Genomic DNA, 10,806 nt, shown 5'->3' with positions numbered 1-10,806 from the left:
GCGCGGCGCCGCGCACCGGAGGCCCTCCACCGGACGCCGTGCCTTCTCCCAAGGTCCCAAGGGGGGCCTTCGGGAAGGGCGCTAGCGCAGCAGGGTGCCGAAGGCGGGGTACGCGGTGCCGCCCAGGCCGAAGTCGAGGGCGTTGAAGGACGCGGCGTAGGACGTGGTGAGGCCGGAGGTCGTCCCGCGCAGGACCCACACCGCGCCCGTGTCCCGTGCCGTGCCGATGTCCTCGCCGGTCGCGCCGATCGCCAGGTCGGCGCGACCGTTGCCGTTGACGTCCTTGAGCCGGACGGCGGAGCCGAACGCGTCGTCGGTCTCGGCCGCGCCGGGCACACCGGGGGTGGCCTGGTGCCAGGAAGTGCCCCGGCCCAGGCCGCTCGCGGACCCCTTCAGCAGGACGACGTCGCCCACCCCCTGCACCCCGTCGACGGTCTCGCCGGGCGCGCCGACGGCCACGTCCGCGTAGCCGTCGCCGGTGACGTCGCCCGCTGCGACCGAGCCGCCGAAGCCGTCGCCCGGCTCGTCCGCGCCCGGGACGCCCGTGCTCGCCTGGCTGTACGACCGCGAGGGCCATCCGTCGACGCCGAGCCCGCGGTCGTTGCCGGGCCACACGGTGATCCGTCCGCCGGTACCCGCCCCCGGCTCGCCGAGAACGAGGTCGCTGTAGCCGTTCCCGTCGACGTCACCTGCGGCGACCCGAGGCTCGGTGATCACGTCGGACACGGCGCCCTGCAGGAGGGGCCGGTAGTAGTAGCCGATGTCGCCGGCGCCGCCCCGCAGGTAGCCCGCGAAGCCGTGGCCGGCGGCGTCGGTGCCGTGCAGGACGTAGTCACTGCCCGAGCCGTTGGAGAAGTGCGCGCCGAGGACGCCGTCGAGACGGACGCCGGCGGGCAGGAAGTCGACCTCCGGGGCGATCGCGGGCTTGTCCGGCACGCCGTCGGCGTACCACCAGAAGCGGTTCTCGGAGACCACCACCAGGTTGCCGTAGTCGTCGCCGTCGAGGTCGACGAAGGAGGCGCCCTCGCCGAAGCGGACATCCTCGGCGGTGGGGGCGCCCAGGACCATCCCGCCGGTGCGGAAGCCCCGGGCGCCGCCCCAGAGGATGGTGAGGGAGCCGTCCGCCCTGCCGTCGACCTTCTCGCCGGGCGCGCCGACGATCAGGTCCGCGTAGCCGTCGCGGTTCACGTCCCCGCCGGTCACGTTCTCGCCGAACTCGTCCTCGGGCTCCAGGGCGCCGGGCACGCCCGGGGAGTTCTGCGTGAGGGTCACCGACCTCGCGGAGCCGGTGCCGACACCGGAGGAGGACCCGAACGTGACGGTCACGGCGTTCGCCTTGGGGGTGCCGACGACGAGGTCCCGGTACCCGTCGCCGTTGAAGTCGTCCTTCGTCCCCGGCGCGGCGACCGCGCTCCCGGCCATCGGCAGGGCGAGCCCCGCCACCGCGAGCGCTCCCGCACATGCGGCCACGACGAGCTTCCTTGCAACCACGGGTGACCTCCAGGAGGACGACGTAGGGCGGTTCGTGGGTGTGACTCGTCGGTGTGACGTGTGGGGCGTACGAAGGGTTGTGTGCGGGTGGCCGGAAAGTGAACCGAACGTTCGACGCGAGCCGTGCGTCCAGGGAGCGAAGCGACCCCTGACGAAGGAGACGTGACCATGCTCGTCGCCCGTGCGCGGACCGCCCTGGCCGCCGTCGTACTGACCCCCCTGGCCGTCGGCTGCGCCGTGTTGGGCGGTGGCGGGGAGTCCTCGGCGTCCTGTGCGTTCGTGGTGGACTACCGCGACAGCCAGTACGTCGACGTGGGCCGCGTCGAGTACGCGCTCGGGTCGAAGGTGGGCACCGCCCGGCAGGCGGTCTGCGAGGACGAGGGCGGCGGCGAGGAGGACGCCGCCGACGCCGTGGCCGCGGAGGACCGGACCGTCTACACGGCGTACGCCGTCAAGGGCGTCGACCCCGCCGACGCGATCGCCGTCCGGGAGTCACCCGGCGGCGAGCTGTCCGTCATGGTGGACCCGAGAGAGGACGAGCCCATCCCGGACGCGGCGGACCGGATCTTCGGCCGGGACGACGCGGCGGGTGAGGGGGACGGCGCCCCCGGCGAGGGCGACTCCGGTGACGGTGGGGCCTCCACGGCGAAGTGCGCGTTCGTTTTGGAGTACGGCGGGGAGAGCTACATCGGCCGTGCCGCCGAGGACTTGGCGACGGGGGCGAAGGTGGGCACGGCCCGCGCGATGCACTGCGACGACACTCCCGGCGACACCGACGCCACCCCCGAACCGGAGGTGTACGAGGCGTACGAGATCAAAGGGCTGGACCCGGCCGACGCCATCGCGGTCCGCCGCTCGGCGGACGAGGAGCCCGTCTTCCTGACGCGCCTCGGCGAGAAGCTGCCGCCGGAGGTCGAGAAGCGCTTCGCGGAGCGGTGAGCGCCGCCCTCCAGCGCGGAGAGGTGGAGCAGAGGCGCGGGCCCTTCGCCGGGACCGTTGTCGGTGCCCTCTGCGAGGGTGGGCGCATGGGCGAGCTGGTGGAGCGGGTCGGGGACGACGACGAGGTGATCGGTGTCGTCGAGCGGGGCGAGGCGATCCGCCGGGGGTGGCTGCACCGGGTGGCGACGGTCGTGTGCCGCGACCCCGCCGGCCGGTACCTGGTCCACCGACGTCCCGACGACATGTCCCGCTTCCCCGGCCGGCTCAACTGGCTGCTCGGCGGCGCCACCGAGGTCGGGGAGTCGTACGAGGAGGGGGCCGCGCGGGAGCTGTGGGAGGAGCTGGGGGTCCGGGGGCGCCCGCGGTTCGTGCTGAAGTTCCGGTGCGCGGGGGTGATCAGCCCCTACTGGCTGGGTCTGCACGAACTGGTCGTCACGGGCCCGCTGCGGCCGGACCCCGCCGAGATCGCCACGTACCGCTGGGTGGGCGAGGCGGAGCTGGCCGGGCTGGTGCGGGATCCTGCGTTCGTGCCGGACGCCCGCGAGGCGTTCCAGCGGTACCGCGCGTCGCGCGCGACACGGCGATGCCCCCGCGCTCGGGAGGAGCACGGGGGCATCGAGGGGACTGCTGGGCCGGAGGGCCGTCCGGTCACTTGACCGGCTGGGGCTCCGGCTCGTTCTCCGTCTCGGCCGCGCCCGCGGGGGGCTCGCCCTCGTCGGTGGCCGGGGTCTTGACGGACTCCAGCAGCAGCTGGGCCACGTCGACGACCTGGATGGACTCCTTGGCCTTGCCGTCGTTCTTCTTGCCGTTGACCGAGTCGGTCAGCATGACGAGGCAGAACGGGCAGGCGGTGGAGACGATGTCCGGGTTGAGGGAGAGGGCCTCGTCGACGCGCTCGTTGTTGATGCGCTTGCCGATCCGCTCCTCCATCCACATCCGCGCGCCACCGGCGCCACAGCAGAAGCCGCGTTCCTTGTGGCGGTGCATCTCCTCGTTCCGCAGACCCGGGACGCTGGCGATGATCTCGCGCGGCGGCGTGTAGATCTTGTTGTGGCGGCCCAGGTAGCACGGGTCGTGGTACGTGATGATGCCCTCGACCGGCGTGACCGGGATCAGCTTGCCCTCGTCCACCAGGTGCTGGAGCAGCTGGGTGTGGTGGATGACCTCGTAGTCGCCGCCGAGCTGCGGGTACTCGTTGCCGAGGGTGTTGAGGCAGTGCGGGCAGGTGGCGACGATCTTCTTGGCCGCCTTGGGCTTCTTCGACTCGGGAGTGATGTTGCCCTCGTCGTCCATCTCCTCGCCGAAGGCCATGTTCAGCGCGGCGACGTTCTCCATGCCGAGCTCCTGGAAGAGGGGCTCGTTGCCGAGACGGCGGGCGGAGTCGCCGGTGCACTTCTCGTCGCCGCCCATGATCGCGAACTTGACGCCCGCGATGTGCAGCAGCTCGGCGAACGCCTTGGTGGTCTTCTTGGCGCGGTCCTCCAGGGCGCCGGCGCAGCCGACCCAGTACAGGTACTCGACCTCGCTGAGGTCCTCGATGTCCTTGCCGACGACCGGGACCTCGAACTCGACCTCCTTGAGCCACTCCAGCCGCTGCTTCTTGGCCAGGCCCCAGGGGTTGCCCTTCTTCTCCAGGTTCTTGAGCATCGTCCCGGCCTCGGACGGGAACGCGCTCTCGATCATCACCTGGTAGCGGCGCATGTCGACGATGTGGTCGATGTGCTCGATGTCGACGGGGCACTGCTCGACGCAGGCACCGCAGGTGGTGCAGGACCACAGCACATCGGGGTCGATGACGCCGCCCGTGGCGAAGCCGCTGTCGGACACAGCCTCGACGGTGCCGATCAGCGGCCGCTCGGCCTCCGCGAGCGCGGCGGCGGGCACGTCCTTCAGCTGCTCCTCGGAGGCCTTCTCCTCGCCCTCCATGGTCTTGCCGCCACCGGCGAGGAGGTAGGGGGCCTTGGCGTGCGCGTGGTCGCGCAGCGACATGATCAGCAGCTTCGGGGAGAGCGGCTTGCCGGTGTTCCAGGCGGGGCACTGCGACTGGCAGCGGCCGCACTCGGTGCAGGTGGAGAAGTCCAGCAGGCCCTTCCAGGAGAACTGCTCGACCTGGGAGACACCGAAGACGTCGTCGTCACCGGGGTCGGTGAAGTCGATCGGCTTGCCGCCGCTCGTCATCGGCTGGAGGGCACCGAGGGCGGTCTCACCGGTGGCGTTCCGCTTGAACCAGATGTTCGGGAAGCCGAGGAAGCGGTGCCAGGCGACACCCATGTTGGTGTTCAGCGAGACGACGATCATCCAGATGAACGAGGTGCTGATCTTCACCATCGCGGTGAAGTAGACCAGGTTCTGCAGGACCGGGAGGCTGAGCCCCTTGAACGCGAGGACCAGCGGGTACGAGGCGAAGTAGGCGGCCTCGTAGTGGTCGACGTCGTGGATCGCGCCCTCGAGGCCGCGCAGCACGTAGATGGCGAGACCGATGGTGAGGATGACGTACTCGACGAAGTACGCCTGACCGGCCTTGGAGCCCGCGAAGCGGGACTTGCGGCCGGCGCGCGAGGGCAGGCTCAGCAGGCGGATCACGATCAGCGTGGCGATGCCGAGGATCGTCATCACGCCGATGAACTCGATGTACAGCTCGAACGGCAGGAAGCCGCCGATGACCGGCAGCACCCAGTCGGCCTCGAAGAGCTGGCCGAATGCCTGGGCGAGGGTCGGCGGGAGGGTGAGGAAGCCGACGGCCACGAACCAGTGGGCGAAGCCCACGATGCCCCACCGGTTCATCCGGGTGTGCCCGAGGAACTCCCGGATCAGCGTCACACTGCGCTGGTAGGGATTGTCGGTACGGCTCCCGGCCGGGACCGGCTGGCCCAGCTTGAAGTACCGGATGAACTGACCGATGGCGCGTGCGAGCAGCGCGACGCCGACCACGGTCAGTACCAGCGACACGATGATCGCGGCGAGTTGCATTTGGGGGCTCCTCGGGCCTGCGAGGGTCATTACTAAGCGGTAACTTATGCAGTCCGTCTGAGACTACCCACTTCTCCTGCCGCACTGTAGCCAGCGACGCGGTGATCTGCGTCGCTGAGGGTTGCCTGAGTGGGGGTGGCGATCTAAAGGAGGGGCTTGAGGACGAGATCGCAGATGGGGTGGGTGCGGGCGTTCCAGCGGCGCTGCAGTTCGAGGCCGCGCGTGGAGGCCCCCGCGACGGCCGCGACGACGCCGACGGCCACTCCGGTCGCGGCGGTGGCGCCCCAGGCCTCGGTCAACGCGGTCCAGGAGTACAGGCAGACGGCGGGGACGAGGCCCACAGCTCCCAGCATGCAGAAGAACCCCCGGTCGCGGAACGCGGCCCATTCGCGGTCCCGGATCACCTGGGAGACCGCGATGCCCCCCGCGAAAAGACCGACCAGGCCGAAGATGAACAGCGCCTCGGGGTCGGTGAGGGAACCGCACGCGATCAGGGCGATCCAGCCCGCGGCGATCTGGACGAGGACCGCCACCGGCAACCACGCGGGCCCCCAGGGTTGGTCGCCGCCCGCGGCCGCCGTCCATGCCCGCCAGGCGGCCACCCCCGACAGCGCGACGCACACCAGCAGAATGAAGCGGTAGTGCATGCTCCTGCCGAAGTCGTAGCCACGGGTCTCCGCCTCCGGTGACGGCACGTCCCAGCTCGGGGGGCCCGCGAACGTCTGCTGCTTGAGCAGGGCCACGGCTGTGCGCATCTGGAGCCACTCGGGCAGGCGGCGCAGCAGTTCCAGCCGGTGCGCGGTCAGTCCGGTGGAGCCGAGCGCCTTGACGGCCTGCTCCAGGATGAACGAACCGAACGACGGAAGCTCGACCTCCAGGTACTGGGCCAGCACCGATGTGTCGATCCGCCGGTCCTCGGCGACGGGGTGCTGCACCAGAATGCGGGGGTCGGAACGGCGTCGCAGCCACTCCATGAGTTCGTCCCCCGCGCTCACCTCCTGCCTCAGGGCGTAGGTCACGTCCCGGCTGATGACGACCAGCGGGGCGATGATCCGGGGATCGGGGGTCGGCAGCTCCGCGTGCGTGATCACGAAGGCGTCGGCGGAGTCGATGGTGGCGGCGATCTTCCCGGCGATCATCACCAGGGCGTCGTCGGTCCCCTGGGCGAAGGGGCGCCAGACCCAGCTCAGGTTCCCGCCGCGAGAGGGCCCCACGGGGGCGGTCCTCAGTTCGTCGGCGATCTCCGGCACGCTCAGCAGTTCACCCAGGTGGAAGGCGCACGAGAGCCGTGTGGTCGGATCCGTGGGGTGCCAGAGCACATGGTTCAGCGCGAGGGCCGCCTTCGGGGTCCGGATGCTCCACAGGGCGCGCACCGCTTCGACATGGTCGGCTGCCATGTCCTGATAGGCGGACACCGCCAGGTCCCCCATGGTCTGGAGACCGTTCCAAGCCGCGTTGCCCGGCTCGGCCATGGTCGCCAGAGCCTCGGCGGCCTTCGGGAGGCTGGTGGCGGCCAGCGCGTGGGCCGCCGCGCGGACCCGGTCCGGGTCCGTGTCCGAGCGCACCGTCTCGACGAGGAAGTCGAAGACCGAGCGGCCCCTCCTCCGTCCGTCGCTGCCGACCAGCCCGAACGCGTTGATCACCGCTTCGTCCAGGACCCCGTGCTCGCCACCCAGCGCGCCCCGGAAATGCTCCAGGATCTCCTCCGCCAACCCGTCCTCGATCGTGTGGGCGTCCGCCAGGCACTGGAAGGCCAGGACGGGGTCCCTCGTGAACACCGTCCGTACCACCTCCGTGCAGTCGCGTGGTTCCACCCCGCACCACAGGCGGACCGTCTCACGCCAGGCCGCGGGGTCGTCGCGGTATCGCCGGAGAAGACCCGTGGGGTCCGCCGCCAGCTTCACGGCCGCCAGGTACTCCTGGAGGGTGAGGTGGGCGAACTGGTAGCGCTCGCCGTTGTCCACGGCCAGGAGCAGACCGCTGCGGTGGACGATCTCGTTCAGGACCTTCTCGGCGGCCCCCGGGTCCCGCGCCTGCCGTTCCAGGACGGCCCGTACGGTCTCCAGCACCGTCTCGTGCGGCAGCGCCAACCGGTCGTGGACACCGGAGGGGATGTCCTGGGCGACCAGCGCGACTTCCTGGAGGACCGCCTTCTTCAGCGGGAACGGGTACACGGACTTGCGTCGGCGGTCGATCAGCAGGCTGTCGATGACCTGCTTGTAGAACTCGGCGCGGGTGTGCGGCAGGACCTGGTCGGTGCCCGCGTACACGAAGTCGTACAGGTACGCGATCATCGTCAGGAGCAGGGGGTTGCGGGCCAGGGCCATGATCTGCGGGGTGTCGCGGAGGGCGCCGAGGACCTGGTCGACGGTGCTCTCCGGCTCCAGAGCGGTGTCCGGGCGCCAGGGCCAGCCGTTGAGGAAGCGGCGGATGAGGTGCTCGTCGAAGTCGCGCACCCGCAGGGTCTGGCCGAAGGACTCGGCGAACCAGCCCTCGTACACCGCGGTCCGGCAGGTCACCACCACCCTGCAGGCCGCGTACTTCGCCGTGAACTCCTCGATCCGGTCCGCGACCAGTGGCCGAAGCTCCGTGGTGACCTCGTCCAGGCCGTCGAAGTACAGGGCGAGGCTGCCCCGTTCCAGTGCCCGGGTCACCCACTTCTCGGCGCCCGGGAAGTCGTGCCGCGCGAAGTGGTCCACGAGGTGTTTCTCAATACTCCGTTCAGGCGCCTTGTTGAGCCAGTGCAGCTCCAGCAGCACCGGGATGTCCCCCAGATCGCCGAGATCGACACGGGGACGCCGTTCGCGTCCGGGCTTACGCCGGGTCGCGCCGTTCCCGCCCGGGGCGCCCGTGCCCGCGGCCGCGCCGCGTACCCGCTCCCTCGCCCACATCAGCACCTGGTGCCGCAGCAGCATCGTCTTGCCCGCGCCCGGCACCCCCAGCACCACGCTGTGCCGCTCCGCCCGCAGGTCCGCGGCGAGCTCGGTCGGCGCGCCGTCCCCCCGGGCGCCGCGCAACGGCACGTACACCGACTCCATCGGCAGCTTCAGGTCCTCGTCGACCTGGAAGGAGACGGCGAAACGGCGGTGGCGGTCGTACAGGGCGCGGGTGTACTTGGCGAGGGCGGCCCGGCGGAGGAGGGCGCTGCCCGCCAGCCGGGTGTACGCGAAGTCCAGGAGGAGCCTGGCGAGGGCGGCGAGCCGGCGTCGCGCGGCGAACACGATCGCGGTGACGACGGATCCGCCGACCGCGAACAGCACGTTCTGAAGGGTGGTGCCCCCCATCGAAGCCCTCCCCCTGAGCCCCTGACGTGTTCCGAGCCGCATCAGGCTCCCATGAGCTGTGTGCCCCGTGGGGTGCATTGCGTACCTCGGATGGGCGGGCGGAACGATCGTGCTGTTTCAAAACGATCGTGTTATTCGTATGAAATCGTCACAATCACCCCTAACTTGGTTCCGTGCTGTACGGAATCCTCGCCGCCGCGTCCGCCCTCCTGGTCACCGCCGTGCTGACGGCGGCCGTACGCGTGCCCGCGCAGCGGTTCGGGATCGTGGAGCGGCGGCGAATGCGGCCGGTGCCGTTGCTGGGGGGTGTCGCGCTCGTCTGCGGGGTGGGCGGTGTGGCCTGGCTGGGGGAGCGGAGCGGGGTGGCGCCGCTGGGCGAGGAGGCCGGGCGGCTCCTCCTGGCGGGCGCGGCCGTGGGCGGGCTCGGGCTCATCGGCGATCTGTGGGGGCTGCCGTGGGTGCCGCGCGTCGTGGGCGTCGCCTGCGCCGCCGCGTTCGTGGTGCCGTACGAGGAGGTCGGTGTCCTCGCAGGGGCGGGCGCCGTCGTGTGGATCGTGTTCGTCGTGCACGGGTTCAAGGGGCTCGGCCGTCCCGACGGGGTGCTCGGCGTCGTCGGGGTCGTCACCGCGTTCGGGCTGAGCGTGTGCGCCGCCGCCGAGGTGCTCGACGGGCTCGCCGCGCTGTGCAGCGTGCTCGCCGCCGGGCTCACCGGGTTCCTGATGCAGAACTGGCCGCCCGCGCGGGTGGCGCTCGGGGAGTGCGGGGCGCTGTTCGTCGGGTTCCTGCTCGCGGGCGGCGTCGTACAGGTGTACGCGTACGCCGCAGGTCATGGGGTCGGGATCGGCGGACCCTTCGCGCTCACCGTGTCGGCCACCGCCGACGCGGTGCTCGTCCTGCTCTCCCGGCGGCTCGCCGGCCGCGAACCCTGGCGGAGCGGCCCCGACCACCTCCCCCACCGGCTGCGCCGACTGGGGCTCACCTCCGTGGGCGTCGCCGTCGTGATGGGCGTCTGTGCGGTCGCGTCGGTCGTCGTCGGCGTCGCCGTCCACATGCTGTGGATGAAGGCGGGCGGGGTGTGGTGGGTGGCGGGCACGGCGGTCGTCGTCGTGGCGGGGATGTCACGGGTGCGGGTGTACGGGCTCGGCGCGTCGGGCGCCCAGGGCGCGCGGGCGATGTCCCGCCCCAGACGGCCCGATCCGGCACCGGCGACCGGCAGGTTCCCCGCGGCCGACGGCCGGCCCCGGGCCGCCTCCGGTGCGGCGCCGGCGACCGGAGCGCCGCGCCGACCGGACGGAGTGGCGGCCCTCAAACGCCGTTCGCAGGCCGGGTGGTGAGAGACGTGGCGAGAGAAACCCGTGGTCCGGCCGGTGCCGGCCGCACATGATGGCTCCATGACTGGACACGATCACGACCACCCGGCGGCGGTCGACACGGACGCGCTGCTCGCCCTCGCGAAGGAGCACCACCCGCGCCCCGTACGCCCGTTGGGCACCCGCGAACTCTCCGGACACCTCGTCAAGGTCTACGGCCTCACCGCGCCGGGCCGCACCCTCACCGAGGCGGACACGGACGCCGCGCTCCGCGTCGCCGAGGATCACCTCGCGCTCGGCCGGGCGCGCGGGTCCCTGGGGCTCGCCGTGCTGATCGTGCACGCGGGCGGCGACGGCGACTACGTGCTGGTGCACACCTGGATCGAGGGGTTCATGTCCGACCTGGCGATCTTCACCGGACCCGCCGGCCGGCCGGCGGGTCCGNNCGGCCGGCGGAACTGCGGCCCGGCCGCACCGGTCTCGCCCCCTGCGTCTGGGAGGCGGCCGTCCTCACCCACGAGCGCGACGCCTACTCCCGCCACGTCCTCGCCTCCACCGCCCCCGTCGCCGAACGGCTGACGGCCTGGCGGTCCGACACGGTGGAGGGCGACCTCCGGTGACCGACGCCGCCCCGGCCGTCCGCCGTGCCCGCCCCGAGGACATCCCGCGCGTCGTCGACCTGGCCGCCGAGCACGCCGCCTACGAGCATGCCGCCCCGCCCCCGCCCGACCTCGCGCCCCGCCTGACCGCGCTCCTCTTCGACGCCCCGGCACCGCGACTGCGCTGCCTGGTGGCCGAACTCCCCGGTGGCG

At 71.8% G+C, this 10,806-nt stretch carries 6 protein-coding genes and 1 pseudogene; 4 read left to right on the top strand and 3 right to left on the bottom strand.

All coding sequences use genetic code 11. From position 1 onward, the window contains the following. Positions 1-81: 81 nt before the first annotated feature. Positions 82-1,470: an FG-GAP-like repeat-containing protein gene (locus AOK15_RS37170; protein WP_240508768.1), complete on the bottom strand. Its 1,389-nt coding sequence runs from the start codon at positions 1,468-1,470 to the stop codon at positions 82-84. Between the two features lie 189 nt (positions 1,471-1,659). Between AOK15_RS37170 and AOK15_RS37165 the strand changes: the two genes are divergently transcribed. After that, positions 1,660-2,430 (top strand): DUF6281 family protein, encoded by a 771-nt coding sequence (locus AOK15_RS37165; RefSeq protein WP_055523076.1) that lies wholly within the window; start codon positions 1,660-1,662, stop codon positions 2,428-2,430. Between the two features lie 86 nt (positions 2,431-2,516). Next, positions 2,517-3,086, top strand: coding sequence for an NUDIX hydrolase (locus tag AOK15_RS37160; protein ID WP_079058921.1), 570 nt, complete (start codon positions 2,517-2,519; stop codon positions 3,084-3,086). Here AOK15_RS37160 and AOK15_RS37155 read toward each other — a convergent pair. Then, the gene (locus AOK15_RS37155; RefSeq protein WP_055523074.1) at positions 3,079-5,400 is read right to left on the bottom strand and encodes a (Fe-S)-binding protein; all 2,322 of its coding nucleotides are present in this window, start codon (positions 5,398-5,400) and stop codon (positions 3,079-3,081) included. The two genes, AOK15_RS37160 and AOK15_RS37155, sit on opposite strands and share 8 nt — an antisense overlap. A 143-nt stretch (positions 5,401-5,543) precedes the next feature. Continuing rightward, positions 5,544-8,684 (bottom strand): NACHT domain-containing protein, encoded by a 3,141-nt coding sequence (locus AOK15_RS37150; protein ID WP_055523072.1) that lies wholly within the window; start codon positions 8,682-8,684, stop codon positions 5,544-5,546. Between the two features lie 173 nt (positions 8,685-8,857). Here AOK15_RS37150 and AOK15_RS37145 point away from each other — a divergent pair, with 173 nt between their 5' ends. After that, positions 8,858-10,018 carry an MraY family glycosyltransferase gene (locus tag AOK15_RS37145; RefSeq protein WP_079058920.1) on the top strand — a complete coding sequence of 387 codons (1,161 nt, stop codon included), beginning with the start codon at positions 8,858-8,860 and terminating at the stop codon, positions 10,016-10,018. Positions 10,019-10,610: 592 nt separating this feature from the next. Beyond that, positions 10,611-10,806, top strand: a pseudogene (locus AOK15_RS37135) (GNAT family N-acetyltransferase); the annotation flags it as partial.

The organism is Streptomyces ossamyceticus (assembly GCF_001418475.1).
Taxonomy (GTDB): domain Bacteria; phylum Actinomycetota; class Actinomycetes; order Streptomycetales; family Streptomycetaceae; genus Streptomyces; species Streptomyces ossamyceticus.
Note: the sequence above shows the minus strand (reverse complement) of the source record. Positions and strands in the feature narration are given on the sequence as shown.

Excerpts from the sequence above, each read along its gene's own strand:
- AOK15_RS37165 (WP_055523076.1), top strand. The coding sequence starts at position 1,660 with ATGCTCGTCGCCCGTGCGCGGACCGCCCTGGCCGCCGTCGTACTGACC.
- AOK15_RS37160 (WP_079058921.1), top strand. The coding sequence starts at position 2,517 with ATGGGCGAGCTGGTGGAGCGGGTCGGGGACGACGACGAGGTGATCGGT.
- AOK15_RS37155 (WP_055523074.1), bottom strand. The coding sequence starts at position 5,400 with ATGCAACTCGCCGCGATCATCGTGTCGCTGGTACTGACCGTGGTCGGC.
- AOK15_RS37150 (WP_055523072.1), bottom strand. The coding sequence starts at position 8,684 with ATGGGGGGCACCACCCTTCAGAACGTGCTGTTCGCGGTCGGCGGATCC.